Raw genomic sequence first — 15,790 nt, 5'->3', positions numbered from 1 at the left:
GCTGCACCTCACCCGTTTTTTACTGGTAGTATGCCCAACTGAATGTTTGAATTTCTTGATGAAGTTCCGAAATTCTCAACTGCAGCCTATAATAAAATTGGAAAAAAACCTTGTTTTTTTCCAGTTTGCGGGATTTCGACAAAATTTCGCGGGAATAATGTAAACTTACGCGGAATAGACTGCTGTTTTTGCGGAATTAAAGTGGATTTTCGCGGAATACCTTCTTTCACTATGAATTCCCCCTTCATCAAAACTATAAATTTTCTCTTTCTGAGTTTTTTTACATGGAACATCATAGACAATGTCATTTACCTATAAAAAAATCCCCGGTTTTATAAAAAACCAGGGATTTTCATCATTTTATTTATCTTGGTGATCTAGATTTAAAGCCGCCGCCTTCTCTGCTGCCGCCGGAGCGCTTAGCGCCGCCTGATCTTGGCTTCAAAGGTGGCTTCTTGCGTCCGCCGCCGCCGCTGTTAGAATCGTATCTTCTGCGGTCTTGAGGTTTTTTGTTTCTGTTCGGAAGAGGCTTTTCCTCAGTCAGCTTGACAGGAGTCATATCTGGCTCTTTTGTCAGCATTTTCAATACAGAAGCAACAACTGTTTGAGCATCATGATTTCTTAGAAGCTCATCTGCTGCCTGACGGTAGTATTGAAGGTTATTTGACTCGATTGTTTGAGTAATCTTGTCAACAACTGCTCTTTGCTGGCCTTCCAATGCTTCATCCAATGTTGGAGCTTTCATCTTTTCCATACGCTTCTTAGTTGTTCTTTCAACTACCTGTAGGTAAGATTGCTCTCTTGCAGTAACGAAAGTAATCGCCATACCCGTTTTACCTGCACGGCCAGTACGACCGATACGGTGAACATAGCTCTCAGGATCTTGCGGGATGTCAAAGTTGTAAACATGCGTTACTCCGGAAATATCAAGTCCGCGTGCTGCAACATCTGTCGCAACTAGAACATCGATAGAACCTTCTTTGAACTTCCTAAGAACAGACATACGCTTAGCCTGCGTAAGGTCTCCGTGGATTCCTTCAGCAGTATAGCCGCGAAGGTTCAATGCTTCTGAAAGCTCATCAACACGGCGCTTTGTACGGCCGAAGATGATTGCCAATTCAGGAGATTGGATATCAAGAAGTCTTGTAAGGACATCGAATTTATTCTTTTCTTGAACTTCAACATAAAATTGCTCGATTGCAGGTACTGTCATTTCTTTGGCTTTTACGCGAACGATTTGCGGATCGTTCATGAAACGCTCAGCAATCTTCTGGATTGGACCAGGCATTGTAGCAGAGAACAACAATGTTTGGCGTGCGCCAGGGATTTTAGCCAAGATTTCTTCGATATCTTCGATAAAGCCCATGTTCAGCATTTCGTCTGCTTCATCAAGGATGACCGTTTCAACGTTGCTTAGGTCAATTGTCTTTCTGTTGATGTGGTCAAGAAGACGTCCTGGTGTACCAACGATAATATGCGGGCCTTTTTTCAATGCACGAATCTGGCGGCTAATATCCTGTCCGCCGTAAATCGCAAGAACGCCTACTCGCTTGCCAGCACCGATTTTATATAATTCTTCAGAAACCTGGATTGCCAATTCACGAGTCGGGGCAATGATGATTCCTTGGATGTTATGGTTTTCCTTTTTGATCTTTTCAACTAGAGGAATACCGAACGCTGCAGTCTTACCAGTACCTGTCTGTGCCTGGCCGATTACGTCTTTATTTTCAAGGCTGATCGGAATCGTCTGCGCCTGAATAGGAGTTGCTTCCTCAAAACCCATATTCTTTACAGCTTTTAACGTTGCGGGGCTAATGCCCATCTCTTGGAACATTGTCAACTTTGCTCATTCTCCTTTATATTCACATATACTTTTATTTTAAGTGGCTGTTTAAGTATGATCCAAACCATTTCTGATTCTGGTTAGTTTATTGTACCGTTTTTTGGCAAAATAGGTGCTAGCACCTTGGTTTTAAGCAGGGCTGAATCAGCATTGTAATTAGTACGCTGAAGCACAGAACCTGAAATATTAGCAAAAAAAGACATTCTCCAAACACGGGAGTATGTCCGCTTAAAGGATTTTCTCAGATAGACACTCAATATTTATCATACCATCTTTAGGAAGGAAAAGCAATTTTTGTGGAAGACCCTTTAAGTGCCCATTCCCTTTCTTTGCCTGGAAGTTAAAAAATCGTACACTTCCTCGAAAAGCTGTTCCTTTTCATCACAGTGACAGATCAGATGTTTGGAGTTTTTATAAAAAATCAGCCGTTTTTGTGCAGACCCAATATTTTCATATAAATACTGGGCACTTTTTGGAGGAACGATGCCATCACTCTCTCCCTGTGCTATTAAAGTTGGGACCTTCACATCATTGAGAATAGGCTTGATTTTAGTAACGAGCCTGCGAAACTGCAAGGTAGCGGTCATGGGTGTTTCTTTAATTTTTCGCATATAACGCCGGAAAAGTTCATTTTCCTTCAATTTTCCTTTAACTGTATCCTTCATCATTTCCCTGACATCGACGGCGAGCTGCTTAGGGTTGACATAATAGGCAGCGGCGCTGAGCAGGACGAGTTTTTCTACCGGATAGTTCGATGCAAGATAGCTTGCGATCAAACCACCCATTGAAAAACCGACGACATAAACAGTATCGCATTCCTTCAAGAGCATTTTCAGCTCTTTTTCGGCATGGTGAATCCACTGATCATAGGTGATACCTTTTAAACTAAGCTCTTCACCATGTCCAGGAAGCGTGGGGACAGCTAATTTCCAGTCCGTTCTTTCTTTTAACGATTGAGCAAGGGGCTCTACTTCATATGGCGCCCCGGTAAATCCATGGATTAAAAGACAACCTATCATAACCAATCACCCATTAGTTTTTCTCGTATTTAATCTTTCCCCATTTTAAATCATTTAACCCTTAAAATCCTATAATAACGACTCAGTATAAACGTAAGAAAGATGCCCTGTTAAGGACATCTTGATGTTGTTATTTTTGCAGGGATTGTACCACTTCTTCCAGCTTCATTCCGCGGGAAGCTTTTACAAGGACAATCGTTTCGTTCGTGACGTGTTTTTTCAGTTCGTCACTTAAAGCTTGTTTATCCTGGTATGCAAACACCTTTTCTTCACCAAGCACCTCTCTTGCACCTTTGGCAGTCATTTCACTAAGCTTGCCATAAGTGAAGACAAAGTCGATTTTTCCGGCATCAAGGGAAGTCCCCACCTTGTAATGGTACTCTCCCTCAAGCGGCCCAAGCTCAAGCATATCGCCGAGGACAAGAATCTTGCGGCTATAACCAGTCAGGTTCGCAACGAGATCAATTGCAGCATTCATTGAAGTCGGGCTGGCATTGTAGGCATCATTGATGATCTTCTCGCCTTTTGCGCCTTCTGAGAGCTCCATCCTCATGTTTGTCAGCTTCAGGCCTGCAAATCCTTCATTCATTTTTCCAAAAGGAACCCCAAGGAACTCTGCCGCAAGCATCGCTGCCAGCGCATTTAAAATGTTATGGTTGCCGAGAACCGGCAATTCGAAAGTTTCAGTGCCTTGATTTGTTTTGAACCTGCTTCCATTTTCCATCGGTTCGACGCTGACAGGATAAAGGTCATTATCAGGACTTGATCCAAATGTCTTCAGATTGCCTGTTCCATTATAATCCTTGAGCCTTTCCTGGAGCAGCGGCTCGTCGCCATTAAAAATAATCAAGCCGTTTTCCCGCAGCCCGCTGATAATCTCAAGCTTCGCATCCGCGATCGCTTCCCTTGAACCAAGGTCAAGCAAATGTGATTCGCCAATGTTTGTGATGATGACAGCGTCAGGCCGGCCCATTTCTGTTAAAAATTCAATTTCTCCTTTGCTGCTCATGCCCATTTCAAGCACAGCAACTTCTGTATCTTCCCTGAGGCGGAGAAGCGTCAGAGGCAGGCCAAGATGGTTGTTGAAGTTGCCTTCTGTTTTCTGAACCTTGAACTTTAATGCCAGCAAATCCGCTGTCATATCCTTCGTCGTTGTTTTCCCGTTGCTGCCTGTAATCCCAACTACTTTAATATCGAGTGAATTGCGGTAGCTCCTTGCCAGCTCCTGCAACGCAACTGTTGTGTCTTCAACGATGATGATTGGCAAATCTTCAGGAGGATTCGGAACATCCTTTTGCCATAGTGCAGCTGAAGCTCCGCCATTTGTAATCGCATCTTCTACAAATTTATGTCCATCTGTCCTTTCCCCTTTGAAAGGAATAAACAGATTGTTCTCTTCGATTTTTCGGGTATCGATTGTAACACCCTTGACCATCACATCACCAAAACTGCTGACATCGTTCAATGCGCCTGCCATTTTAGCAATTTCCGCTAGTGTTTTTTGAATCATGATAACTTCCTCCCATAGACAGCAAAAATGAAGGAACACGGCCAAAAAAGCCAATCGCTTCCCTGCCGTGTTTCCCAAGAAGTAAATACCCCACCGCGTTAAAGCGCCGGGGGTCTGACCCCCGGTGCTTTAACGCGGTAATCTAATGTGATGTTGCATTAAAAGGTATACTTGATTTTTTGTTTTTCGGTGTGGCGTTCGATTGCCAGGTTTACTAATTTTTCGATCAGCTGCGGATACTCAACTCCTGTGTGTTTCCATAGCAGCGGGAACATGCTGAATGGTGTGAAGCCAGGCATTGTGTTGACTTCGTTGATCAGGAATTCTCCTTCTTTCGTAAGGAAGAAGTCTGCACGGACAAGGCCTGAGCAATCAAGCGCTTTGAACGCTGTAACGGCCATCTCTTTTATATCTTCATATTGCTGTTCCGTGATTTCAGCTGGAATGATCATCGCTGTATCGCCATCTTCGTATTTAGCCTTATAATCATAGAAATCCTTCTTAGGAACGATTTCACCGACTACTGAGCATTCAGGCTCGTCATTGCCCAATACGCCGATTTCGATTTCACGCGCAACGACACCCTGCTCAATGATGATTTTACGGTCAAATTGGAATGCTTCTTTGAACGCAGCTTCAAGCTCCTCCTTATTTGAAGCCTTGCTGATACCAACACTTGATCCAAGGTTCGCTGGCTTTACAAAGCATGGATAGCCAAGTCGTTCTTCAACCAGGCTGTAAACTTTTTCGTTATCCTTTTCCCATTCGCTGCGAAGGGAAGATACATAATCGACCTGAGGCAGTCCTGCCTGGGCAAAGATGTTTTTCATCAGGACTTTATCCATACCAGCTGCTGATGCTAGGACACCATTGCCGACATAAGGAAGGTTCAATAATTCCAACAGACCTTGTACCGTTCCATCTTCACCGTTTGGACCGTGAAGCAATGGGAAAATGACATCAAGAGTCTGGCTTGATTCCGCACCGCCAGCCTGGAATAGCGCGGGAGTAAATGAAGGGGATGGCAGGTTTGAAGCATCAGAAAACGCAAGAGCTTTCACATTTTCAGCCGGAGCGCTCAATTGAGGACCCTTGACCCATTCTCCTTCCTCCGTTATGTATATAGGATAAATCTCGAATTTTTCAAAATCCAATGCTTTTGTTACAGCCAGCGCTGTCTGCATGGATACTTTATGTTCAGCCGATTTGCCGCCGTAAAGCAGCCCGATTCTTGTCTTCATAAAAATTGACCTCCATTATGATTCACTTTTCAATTCTGATAACATTTATGTCGAGTGTCTTAGCCCGAGTTCATCCCGATTAGCCTATTCCAATCATCCCCATAAAGGAATAATCTTTAAGCGGCCCAGGTCCAGCCATGGCACTTCCGCTTTTTATTTTACCACTTTATATTTTAAGAAGTTAAATGTTATCAATTTTTAATATTAGTTCTCCAGCTATACTATTTCCTCTTTTATTTATATGAAACCTCAAGCCTAGTTTAATACCTGACTGCAGTGAAACAAAAGTACTTTAATTGCTCCATTTCTAGGAAAAGAACCCATTATTCCTGTTTAAAATACCATATGAACCAATTACTAATTCCGTGAAAATGGAATTCTTCAACACAAGGAAAAAATTCGAAACAGAACTTCAAGAATTTAAAAAAACAATTCTCCGCCAATGGAAATAATAAATAAAACCCGCCACGAGGCGAGTTCATCAAAACTATTTAACAATCATCACCGGTGCTTTTACTCGTTTCGCCACTTTATGGCTGACGCTCCCAAGCACCATTTCCTGAAGGCCATTCAATCCGCGGCTTCCGACTACCACTACATCAAAGTCACTCTTGTTAGCATATTCAACAATTGCCGGACCAGGTTCGCCCAATAATTTTTCCAGCTTAAAGTTCAAATCTTCGCTGTTAAACAGGCTTGTCACTGGCTGGAGTCTAAGTCTCCTTTTTTCCTCAACCACAGAACGATCGGGATTGTGGAGTATATCTTCCTTCGATGTCTGTCCATCAATGACGTAAACTACAGTGATTTCACTATCCCCGCTTAATTTTGCCAGTTCTGCGGCTTTTTTTGCCGCTCGCACAGAATGGTCAGAACCATCTGCCGCGAGTAAAATTTTATGAAACATCGATACTCTCCCCCTGCCTATGAATCTATTATCTAATATATAAAAGAAAGCACGCTGAATAGTCAACGTGCTTTTCCAAAATTTATTTAATGCCCGGAAAGCTTGGCGCCCTCCTGTTTATGAACAGCAAGCCTGTCAATCAGATGAGAGCTTGGCTCATTCAAGCCATGCAAACGGACTACCGTACCGTTCTCTCTTAATTTCAGGACAATTTTATCAATTGCCGCAACGGCTGAATCATCCCATACATGTGCATGAGTGAGGTCAATCACTACTTCTTTTGCTGTTTCTTTAAAATCGATGGAGGCAATCAAGTCTGTTACGGAAGCCAAAAACACCTGACCTGTAATAAAATTTCTTCACATTCCGCCATCTTTCATATTTAAACGCTAAAATTACATTCACTAACTGGAATCCGATTACATAAAAAAATCCCTGCGTAACAACAGGGATTCATTCTTCTTTATCCAATCGGCGTACAGATCTCAATATAATGCCCATCAGGATCTGCGGCATAGGCAACTACCTGGCCCCATGGCTTTTCGGTTGGTTCCAATAAAATCGGAACGCCAGCCTCGCGTAATTTTTCTACAGTACCTGTTACATCCTCGGTCACAAAACCAAGTTCAAAGGTCTGTTCCTTCCTTTGTCCATCCGGAATTGGAAGCTTCGTGATCTCCCGGCCGCTTTCCCTTGTGTTCATGGAAAGGACGGTATTGCCTGTTTCATATTCGATATAAGTGCCAAATTCATTGCGAAGCTTCAGGCCAAGCAATTCACCGTAAAAGTGTTTTGTTTTTTCCAAATCCTCAACGTATAAAATAACATACCCTAGTTTTAAATCCATGATTATCACCTCATCTTATACATTCGTGAACAGTTCCAGGATTCCTTCTTCAACGTTGCAGCTGGATAAATATATCCGCCATTCTTTGTGCTTCAGCTTTTCATTACGGATTGTGCTGATCGATAGTTTAAAATTGCTTCCCTTGTACAAGTGTAAATTCCCTGGCTGATCAATTTCCCAAGCGGAGTTGCTGTGCCGGCATAGGATATTAATCCTCCTTGCTGAGTAGCGGCGATACAAATACTGTCCGTGGAAATTCCAGGTGATGTGCCAGCTGTGCCAGAATGGCTTCCATCCATTTCCTGCAAGACACTCACCTTCGCTTCAGCCGCCGTCATCGCGCTCTGGATAAAAGCTTCCTCGGAAATTTTCCCGTTAATGAACAACCATGTATTGATATTACGCGGAAGGTCCCTCGACGTGTTTCCTGCTGAGACCAGCACAAAAATCGAAAATTCATCAGCTTCGAAAAGCTCGTAGGAGGCAGTCTCTGCCGGAACAGCGGTCATCATGCCGACCGTTTCACTTGGAAGAAAGCCGTTCTCCTGCAAATATTCCGCCATTTCCGCCTTATGGTCGCTGCAGTTATATTCTGCTGGAACAATCCTGTTCACAAATGAACGATGCCAACCTATCCCCGCACCGGTGATTCCCGATGACATCGTCCTTAACGGGATCGGTGACTTGAGGACGATACGGTCATTGCACATATCGAGCTCCCTCGAATCGATTTTCACGTTTTGTTTCTCCCCATCCCCAGCTTTCGGTAGCAATAGCAGCTGCGGCTTTGCGATTTCAGGATGTGGATGATTTTTCACTTCAGTTTTATACACCTTCCGAATCCGCTCTTCTTTTAAAACTTCCACAGGTGTATCAACGATTAAAATCTGTCCATCTTCCATCAGCAGCAATCGGTCACAATATAGCGATGCTAAGTTCAAATCATGAAAAATAGACACAACCGTCAATTCTTCTCCAACAGTCCATTTTTTCAGCAAATCGAGCAGTTCTTTTTGAAAAGAAAGGTCGAGGTGATTCGTTGGCTCATCAAGCAGAAGGATCTTCGGCTGCTGGGCAAGAGCCTGGGCCAGGAACACCCGCTGTTTTTCGCCTCCGGATAATTCAGCAATGGACTTCCCTTGTAAATGGGTGATTCCCGTCTGGTCCATCACCTTTTGAACAATGAACTCATCGTCTTTCGTCCAGCTGTTCAGCCATCCTTTTTGGTGTGCGTAACGGCCAAGCGATACCGTTTCCTTTACACTGTAAGGAAAGGCCTGGTCAGCATGCTGCGGGAGCACTGCCATCAGCCGGGCAAGCTGCTTTGGAGTGTAGTCATCCAACGGCCGGCCATCAAGGGCAATACCACCTTTTTTCGTACTCAAAGCACCGGATATCATTTTTAACAAAGTGGTTTTCCCGCTTCCGTTCGGACCAAGAATGCCAAAGAGCTCCCCTTTTCCCACGGCAAACGATATCCCCTTCAGGACTTCTCCTCCCGAATAGCCTCCTGTTAAATCGTTAACGGTTATCATCATCCAGCACTTCTTTCCTTACGATTTCTCATTAAAATAAACGCAAACACCGGAGCGCCAATCAGCGCCGTAATCACACCGATCGGCAGTTCGGCCGACGCAATCACGGTTCGTGATACAAGATCGGCCAGAATCAGAAAGCCGCTGCCGATTAAAACCGATAGCGGAAGCAAATGTCTGTGATCCGGCCCCCAAATAGTCCTTGTTAAATGGGGAATGACCAATCCGACAAAGCCGATTGTTCCTGACACTGCAACAGCTGAACCTGTCAACAGCGCGCCTGACAGGAGAATCAACAGTTTCCTTCTTTCCACATTGACGCCAAGATGCTGGGCACGCTCTTCTCCAAAGGACATCGCGTTCAGTTCCCGTGCATTTGCCATCAAAATGACCAGACCAACAATAAAGAATGGAAGGATTATTTTTATATACTCCCAGCCCCTCATCGATACGCTGCCAAGCAGCCAGCCGATAATTTGCCGCAGCTCCTCTCCGGAAAGGGCAATCATCAACGAAATGAACGCACCGAGAAAGGAGCTTAAAATGATTCCAGTTAAGATGATCGTTTCTACCCTGAGCAGCCGGTCGATTTGCCGGGCAAAAAATAACACAAATAGAATCGTTGCGAATGCAAACAAAATGCTAAGCACTGGCAGCGTGAAAGACTTGACAATAGGAAGCGATATCCCCAAAAACAAGGTAATAACCGCGCCTATTGAAGCTCCTGAAGAAATTCCTAATGTATATGGATCTGCCAGCGGATTCCTTAACAGTCCCTGGAAGGCTGCTCCTGCCATGGCAAGGGACGCACCGACAAGACCTGCAAGCAATACGCGCGGCAACCGTATCTCCATTACAATACTTACATGCATCGGAACGATTCCCTGTCCCTGAAAGCGGAAAATTTCAGCACCAATGATTTTAATAATAGCGGGTACAGGGATGGGAACAGTTCCGATTGATATGCCAAACAGCATCGATATAATTAAAAAGGCTGTAGCAGCAACATATGCTGAACCTTTTTTATTTAAAAACGTCCGGATATATGGCTTTTGCAAGCTCCTCTGCTCCTTCAGCCAGCCTTGGACCTGAACGGGTAACGAGGTCGGAATGGACATCGAAAACCTGCTGGTCCTTGACGGCTTTTACATTTTTCCAGCCCGGTCTCGCAAGTACCTGCTCAACCGGCTTTTCTGAGTAATAACCATAGGTTGTGACAACGACGTCCGGATTACGCTCGACGATTGCCTCTTGATCGACCTTTGGCCATCCTTCCATATCGCCAATCGCGTTTTTAGCACCAATTAAAGCGAGCATTTCATCGATGAAGGTGTTTTTTCCTGCAGCATAGATTTCTGGTGCAGGGGAAACCTCGACGAATACTGTCTTTTGCTCATTCTCCTTAATGCTCTCAGCCTGTTTCTTCAGCTCTGAAAATCTATTTTTCATATCATCAACAAGTTCAGCGGCCTTTTCCTGCTCGCCTATCGCTTTTCCGATCATCTCAATGGATGTGTATACTCCGTCAAATTTCTGTGCATCATTCACGACCACGACAGCAATTCCTGCATCCCGCAATTGCTGAAGGCCAGCTGCTGCACTATCAGCCGTTGACTCATGTGCAAAAACCAGGTCAGGTTTCAGCGAAATCATTTTTTCTACATTGAATTCCATCCCGCCGATTTTTTCCTTCGACATCACTTCTTCAGGATAATTATCAAAATCCGTCACTCCAACAATCGCATCGCCATGATCAAGTGCATAAACGATTTCCGTATTGCTTGGAATCAGTGATATGATTTTTTCCGGTTTTTCTTTAATTACTACTTTATCATTAAGTGCATCTTTTACCGTTACCGGGAATTCTGTCTGCTGTTCCTCGGTGGCTTTTTCCTTTTGTTTCGGTTCGGATTGTTTGTCTCCACATCCGCCGAGCACGATGACCGCCATTAGCATGGCCAATAAGAATGAATAGTACTTTTTCAATTGCTTCTCCTCCATTTTTGGTTTTCCGCTATGTGCGGAAAAGCTTCTTAATAAAGTGTCTCTGTTAAACAAGTCTGTTGATTTTCGTTCCAGGCGCTTCGCTTTCCGCGGGGCTGGCGCTGAGCCTCCTCGTCGCTTCGCTCCTGCGGGGTCTCACCTGTCCAGCTTGAGCCCGCAGGAGTCTACGCGCCTTCCACTACAATCAACAGGGTATTAAAAATCATCATTCAGCTTTAACAGAGCCATAAAATAAAAAAACATCTCCACCTAAAGGGGAGATGTCCGAGTAAGCAAATGTTCTTTAAAATACAAAAAGACATAGAGCCTGTCGGCACCTCCCTATCCTCGTAGGTTTGCTGGTGCAATGAACAGGCAGGTCTCCTGGCTCATGGTCATCGCTTGCTGCGCCTTCCCATACTTTGTACAGTGACATTTTGCAGCTCGCTTCCATTCACAGTGGCGGGACCGCGTTGGATTTACACCAACTTCCCTTTTAAGTCTTGTTTTCATAAGGCTTTGCATAGCCTTAAAAGACACCCGATTCATATGATTATGTAATTTTCCGCTAAATCCAATTATACACGATGGCGGAAAAAATGCTTCAAAAAAGATCAAATTTCGCTGCAAACAGGATTATAGTGCCTGCAGGCTCCATTCCTTCAGCTTTTTATCGAATACAAGTTTGCCGTCGCAAGCATTCCCGCTTGCTTCTTTAAATTCATCATACATATCATCCATATTGGAAAAATCGCCGATAATCCAAATCGGGATTTCAAGCCGGTTGCGGTTTTGCTGCATATTCTTTAGGGAAAAGACGGCGCCTTCCTTCAAAGCAGGAGTCAGCGATTTTAAAATTTCCTTGCTGACAGATGGGTAGGATTTCTTTTTCCTAATACCAAGCAATGTTTTCTCAGGCTTCAATTCACCAAGTTTGCCGGCAATCACAATTCCGAGCATGCGGAAAAAGTCATTGAAGTTCCGGTAATACGTCTTATTGAACCAGCCATCTTCGTGTGCAAGATAAGCAAAACGGTTGCCCAGCTGATTATAGAATGGGAGCTTCAGATGATGCTTAATATGTCCAAGATAGAGGAGTTCCGCTATTTCCTGACCTGTAAGCACATTCAGCGCTTCAAGTTCCTCAAAATCAATCCAGCAGAAATCCCCGAAGGCATGTACATTTTCCACAACAAGTTTTTCCACACTATCTTCCGGGACATACTCAAATAAGGTATGCCTGTTAAATTCACCATCTTCATATTGATGCTTCAGGAGCAGCAAATGATTGAGTGAATCCGATAATGAGCGGGCAAATTCAAAAAATTCGATTCCGTATGAAAGGACATATTGATCCCGGTCGTTCAAATGGACATATACCATTTCCCGGTTATAAGGATGGTGCTTTTTCAAGGGGCAAACCTCCCGGACAATTTCTTGGCTGTGAAGATGGATTGTGGATTCAAATTCGCGAAAGAACGAATTTGAGTTCAGACAAATTGAGCTACATTTCCGTTCATAATGACGCTCATTCCATTCTAACAAAAAACATCAAAAATAGCTTATTTTGATACGCAAAATTTTTCCGGTATAATTGCAGCTTTTCGGATAAAAAACATCTTTATTATTGTCTATCCCTGCCAAAAGAATCCCGACCGCTGAAGCAGATAATATTTGGCCCAAACTGTTTATATGGAGCAACTAAATGTTCCCATCCTTCGTCTATTATTTCTGTATAAGAAAATGTTTCCTCCAGAGGCATTGTAAGGATATTTTTTCTTTGTTAGCATAAATTTGTAAGTATCAAGAGACAGATTGGACAGGGTGTATGTTATGGGAAATCCTTCGAAAAAGTATGATCGGTTTGACTGGACATTGACATTCATTTTGATGCTGTTTTTTCTGACAAGCTGCGCAGCCATTTACAGTGCGCAGAAAACTGGACAATACAGTGAGAACTTCATGTTCAAGCAAATATTCTGGTACGTCGTCGGCGCAGGCATCATCGGTGTTGTCATGCAATTTGACAGCGAGCAATCAAGGAGGCTTTCCTGGTATTTATACGGATTTGGCATTTTCCTTCTTATCGGATTGTACCTTGCGCCTGCCAGTATCGCTCCCCATATCAATAATGCAAAAAGCTGGTTTGTCATCGATCCAATTGGTTCCATCCAGCCTTCAGAATTCATGAAAGTCTTTCTGATTCTCGCCCTCAGCAAAGCCATTTACATCCACCATGAAAAACATGAAAGAAAGACCTTCCAAACAGACTTGCTACTCTTTATCAAACTGGGAGCGATTACTGCGTTCCCACTCGGACTGATTATGCTTCAGCCTGACCTCGGAACAGCGCTTGTTATCCTTGCCATCTTCACCGGCTTGATTCTCGTTTCCGGCATCACCTGGAAAATCATTTTGCCTCTTTACGGCGGCGGTGCGGCGCTTGGTGCGGGAATTCTATATCTCGTCATCTGGAAACCTGAAATACTCAAGGAATATTTAAAAGTGAAGACCTATCAGTTTGGACGCATTTATGCCTGGATCGATCCTGAAAGCTACCAGAGTGAGTATGGCTACCATTTGATCAAATCACTAAGAGCAATTGGCTCTGGGATGCTGACTGGTAAAGGCTTCAGCGGCCGGGAAGTATATATCCCCGAAAGCCATACGGATTTTATTTTCAGTGTGATTGGAGAAGAATACGGTTTCGTGGGCGGGAGCGTGGTCATCAGTCTCTTTTTCCTGTTAATCTATCATTTAGTAAAAACAGCTTTGGATACAAACGATCCATTTAATACTTATATAAGCGCTGGTGTGATCAGCATGGTCACTTTTCATGTCTTTCAGAATATTGGAATGACTATTCAGCTGCTGCCAATCACCGGCATCCCTTTGCCCTTCATCAGCTACGGCGGCAGCTCACTCATGGGCAATATGCTCGCCATGGGTCTGATCTACGGCATTCACTATCACCATAAAACATATATGTTTGCATCAAATGACAGGAGTTTTAACTAATGAAATTAATCAGCCATTACCGCGACAATGATCTTTTAAGAAACAGTTTTATCGATCTCGCCCATGAAATTTTCGGCATCAATTTTAGCAGCTGGCATGAATTGGGGTATTGGGGCAACCGCTATATCCCTTACTCCTATGCAGACGGGGACAAAATCGTCGCGAATGTGTCAGTCAACAAGCTTGACTTTATTATTGAAGGAGCCAGCTGCAGAGCTTTGCAAATTGGCACCGTGATGACCCATCCTGATTACCGCAGCAAAGGACTGTCAGCAATCCTGATGAATCATATTCTGGAGGAGTACAAAGATCAATACGACTTCATGTACCTTTTTGCCAATGACAGCGTTCTCGATTTTTACCCAAAATTCGGATTTGAACGGGTGGAAGAATCATTATATACGGTAAAATCCCCTTCAGGCTTTGAAGTGGAATCACAAGAAACGGTGAACCCTTCTTCAAATACAGTGGCAGGCTCCAACTATCCAGAGTACCAGTCTTCTGGCTTTGCGAAGGAATCTGAATCTGCTTCAGCTTATAGTGAAAAATTGTTAAGAAAGTTGGATATCTCCAATACCAAGGACCTTCAGTTAGTCGAAAAAATGGTTTCCGAAAGAATGCCTGTTTCAAAGGTGTTTGGCACGGCAAATTCAGGCTGCATTTCGATGTTTCATGTACTGAATGTATTTCCAGAATCCCTTTATTACTCGGAGCAGGAAGATGCGGTCATTATTTTTTCAAAAGAGGAGCGCACAGTTCACCTGATTGATTTAGTCAGCAAGTCACCGATAAACATAGAAAAGATTCTTGCTGCAATAGCCGATGGAGTCACAAACGAGATTGTGTTCCACTACACACCTGATTATCAAGAACTGGAATATTCACTCAGTCCATTTGAAAGAGAGGGTGCCCTTTTTGTAAAAATAAACGGCAGCCTATCCTTTCCACTGCATGCAAAACACCCTGTTACATCTGAGGCATAAGAAAAAGGCTGAGGATCCTCAGCCTTTTTTTGGTATGTGTTTTGCTTGATTTATTTTCACAAAAGAACGGGCAAAGAAATAGACAATGAAGATGCTCATGATTGCCAGGCCTGTTTTATTTAAAGCAAACAGCTTCAGCACGGCTCCTGCAAGTGTAGCAAGGTAAAGCATGCCAAGCATCGCATTCATTTCCTTGTTCTGAAAATAACCCGTCAGTCTCGCGCCGAATTGAGAGCCAATCAGCCCGCCGGCGATCAGCATCAAGCCGATCACATAGTCGATCTCGGTTTTGACAGCGTAGGATACGAAACCAACACTCACGATCAGGAGAACTGCAAAAAGGCTTGTCCCAACAGCCTTCTTCGGATTAAATCCAAGCATCGTGATGATCAGCGGCACAATGATGAAGCCTCCTCCTACACCGAGCGCAGCAGAAGCGAAACCGCCGACAAATCCGATCGCCATTAATTTAGGCACTGAAAATGATTCGGGTGCGATGACGCCTTCGTCTGACTTTTTGCCCTGGCGAATCATACTGAACGCAAAATAAGCGAGCAATACGATATACATGAATGGGATCACGATATCATCCCAGCCACGGGCTTCAAGATAATAAACCATCGGTCTCGCCAGCTGTGTAGCCGCAATTCCGCTCGTTCCCATGATCAGTCCCTCTTTCCAGAGGATATTTTTCAGCTTAATATGGGCTGTGATTCCCGATAAAGAGGTTCCCACCGTAAAAAACAAGCTTGTCGTGATGGCTTGAAGTGGAGAGAATCCCATCAGCAGTAAAATCGGCGTCAGGATGAACCCTCCCCCTACTCCAAAGAATCCCGACAAAACACTGATCAGTCCGCCAAGCACAAAGAAAAGTATGTATTCCATTTACAACATCCTTTTACAT

General features: G+C 43.8%; 15 protein-coding genes and 1 riboswitch. Of the genes, 2 read left to right on the top strand and 13 right to left on the bottom strand.

Annotated elements, in window-relative coordinates; all coding sequences use genetic code 11:
- Nucleotides 1-86 precede the first annotated feature (86 nt).
- The 12 genes from AABM38_RS01190 to AABM38_RS01135 all read right to left on the bottom strand — a co-directional run bounded on the left by AABM38_RS01190 (nt 87) and on the right by AABM38_RS01135 (nt 12,298).
- Nucleotides 87-230 carry a hypothetical protein gene (locus tag AABM38_RS01190; RefSeq protein WP_423408771.1) on the bottom strand — a complete coding sequence of 48 codons (144 nt, stop codon included), beginning with the start codon at nt 228-230 and terminating at the stop codon, nt 87-89.
- A 134-nt stretch (nt 231-364) separates the two neighbouring features.
- Nucleotides 365-1,840, bottom strand: coding sequence for a DEAD/DEAH box helicase (locus AABM38_RS01185; RefSeq protein WP_335376235.1), 1,476 nt, complete (start codon nt 1,838-1,840; stop codon nt 365-367).
- Nucleotides 1,841-2,151: 311 nt separating this feature from the next.
- Complete coding sequence (locus AABM38_RS01180) at nt 2,152-2,862, bottom strand: alpha/beta hydrolase (RefSeq protein WP_423408770.1); 711 nt, start codon at nt 2,860-2,862, stop codon at nt 2,152-2,154.
- A gap of 130 nt (nt 2,863-2,992) precedes the next feature.
- Nucleotides 2,993-4,372 (bottom strand): UDP-N-acetylmuramoyl-tripeptide--D-alanyl-D-alanine ligase, encoded by a 1,380-nt coding sequence (locus tag AABM38_RS01175; protein WP_423408769.1) that lies wholly within the window; start codon nt 4,370-4,372, stop codon nt 2,993-2,995.
- A 158-nt stretch (nt 4,373-4,530) separates the two neighbouring features.
- Nucleotides 4,531-5,613: a D-alanine--D-alanine ligase gene (locus tag AABM38_RS01170; RefSeq protein ID WP_423408768.1), complete on the bottom strand. Its 1,083-nt coding sequence runs from the start codon at nt 5,611-5,613 to the stop codon at nt 4,531-4,533.
- 487 nt (nt 5,614-6,100) lie between these two features.
- Nucleotides 6,101-6,520 (bottom strand): universal stress protein, encoded by a 420-nt coding sequence (locus tag AABM38_RS01165; RefSeq protein WP_423408767.1) that lies wholly within the window; start codon nt 6,518-6,520, stop codon nt 6,101-6,103.
- An 86-nt stretch (nt 6,521-6,606) separates the two neighbouring features.
- On the bottom strand, nt 6,607-6,852 hold the full coding sequence (locus tag AABM38_RS01160) for an STAS domain-containing protein (RefSeq protein ID WP_423408766.1): 246 nt from the start codon (nt 6,850-6,852) through the stop codon (nt 6,607-6,609).
- A gap of 131 nt (nt 6,853-6,983) precedes the next feature.
- Nucleotides 6,984-7,367: a VOC family protein gene (locus tag AABM38_RS01155; RefSeq protein WP_423408765.1), complete on the bottom strand. Its 384-nt coding sequence runs from the start codon at nt 7,365-7,367 to the stop codon at nt 6,984-6,986.
- A gap of 92 nt (nt 7,368-7,459) precedes the next feature.
- Nucleotides 7,460-8,902 (bottom strand): adenosylcobinamide amidohydrolase, encoded by a 1,443-nt coding sequence (locus AABM38_RS01150; protein WP_423410620.1) that lies wholly within the window; start codon nt 8,900-8,902, stop codon nt 7,460-7,462.
- On the bottom strand, nt 8,902-9,960 hold the full coding sequence (locus tag AABM38_RS01145) for a FecCD family ABC transporter permease (protein ID WP_423408764.1): 1,059 nt from the start codon (nt 9,958-9,960) through the stop codon (nt 8,902-8,904). The genes AABM38_RS01150 and AABM38_RS01145 overlap by 1 nt, the downstream gene beginning before the upstream one ends.
- Nucleotides 9,926-10,888: an ABC transporter substrate-binding protein gene (locus AABM38_RS01140; RefSeq protein ID WP_423408763.1), complete on the bottom strand. Its 963-nt coding sequence runs from the start codon at nt 10,886-10,888 to the stop codon at nt 9,926-9,928. The genes AABM38_RS01145 and AABM38_RS01140 overlap by 35 nt, the downstream gene beginning before the upstream one ends.
- 354 nt (nt 10,889-11,242) lie before the next feature.
- Nucleotides 11,243-11,444: riboswitch (cobalamin riboswitch) on the bottom strand.
- A 77-nt stretch (nt 11,445-11,521) separates the two neighbouring features.
- Nucleotides 11,522-12,298, bottom strand: coding sequence for a hypothetical protein (locus tag AABM38_RS01135; protein WP_423408762.1), 777 nt, complete (start codon nt 12,296-12,298; stop codon nt 11,522-11,524).
- Between the two features lie 420 nt (nt 12,299-12,718).
- Here AABM38_RS01135 and AABM38_RS01130 point away from each other — a divergent pair, with 420 nt between their 5' ends.
- Nucleotides 12,719-13,903 carry an FtsW/RodA/SpoVE family cell cycle protein gene (locus tag AABM38_RS01130; RefSeq protein WP_423408761.1) on the top strand — a complete coding sequence of 395 codons (1,185 nt, stop codon included), beginning with the start codon at nt 12,719-12,721 and terminating at the stop codon, nt 13,901-13,903.
- Nucleotides 13,903-14,886 carry a GNAT family N-acetyltransferase gene (locus AABM38_RS01125; protein ID WP_423408760.1) on the top strand — a complete coding sequence of 328 codons (984 nt, stop codon included), beginning with the start codon at nt 13,903-13,905 and terminating at the stop codon, nt 14,884-14,886. Before AABM38_RS01130 ends, AABM38_RS01125 begins: the two co-directional genes overlap by 1 nt.
- An 18-nt stretch (nt 14,887-14,904) precedes the next feature.
- Here AABM38_RS01125 and AABM38_RS01120 read toward each other — a convergent pair whose 3' ends face one another.
- Nucleotides 14,905-15,771 carry a sulfite exporter TauE/SafE family protein gene (locus AABM38_RS01120; RefSeq protein ID WP_423408759.1) on the bottom strand — a complete coding sequence of 289 codons (867 nt, stop codon included), beginning with the start codon at nt 15,769-15,771 and terminating at the stop codon, nt 14,905-14,907.
- Nucleotides 15,772-15,790 lie beyond the last annotated feature (19 nt).

The organism is Heyndrickxia sp. MSNUG (genome assembly GCF_049532715.1).
Lineage (GTDB): Bacteria > Bacillota > Bacilli > Bacillales > Cytobacillaceae > Mesobacillus.
Note: the sequence above shows the minus strand (reverse complement) of the source record. Positions and strands in the feature narration are given on the sequence as shown.

Coding starts and splice junctions, on each gene's coding strand:
- AABM38_RS01125 (WP_423408760.1), top strand. CDS start 13,903: ATGAAATTAATCAGCCATTACCGCGACAATGATCTTTTAAGAAACAGT.
- AABM38_RS01150 (WP_423410620.1), bottom strand. CDS start 8,902: ATGATAACCGTTAACGATTTAACAGGAGGCTATTCGGGAGGAGAAGTC.
- AABM38_RS01130 (WP_423408761.1), top strand. CDS start 12,719: ATGGGAAATCCTTCGAAAAAGTATGATCGGTTTGACTGGACATTGACA.
- AABM38_RS01120 (WP_423408759.1), bottom strand. CDS start 15,771: ATGGAATACATACTTTTCTTTGTGCTTGGCGGACTGATCAGTGTTTTG.
- AABM38_RS01175 (WP_423408769.1), bottom strand. CDS start 4,372: ATGATTCAAAAAACACTAGCGGAAATTGCTAAAATGGCAGGCGCATTG.
- AABM38_RS01155 (WP_423408765.1), bottom strand. CDS start 7,367: ATGGATTTAAAACTAGGGTATGTTATTTTATACGTTGAGGATTTGGAA.
- AABM38_RS01170 (WP_423408768.1), bottom strand. CDS start 5,613: ATGAAGACAAGAATCGGGCTGCTTTACGGCGGCAAATCGGCTGAACAT.
- AABM38_RS01165 (WP_423408767.1), bottom strand. CDS start 6,520: ATGTTTCATAAAATTTTACTCGCGGCAGATGGTTCTGACCATTCTGTG.
- AABM38_RS01180 (WP_423408770.1), bottom strand. CDS start 2,862: ATGATAGGTTGTCTTTTAATCCATGGATTTACCGGGGCGCCATATGAA.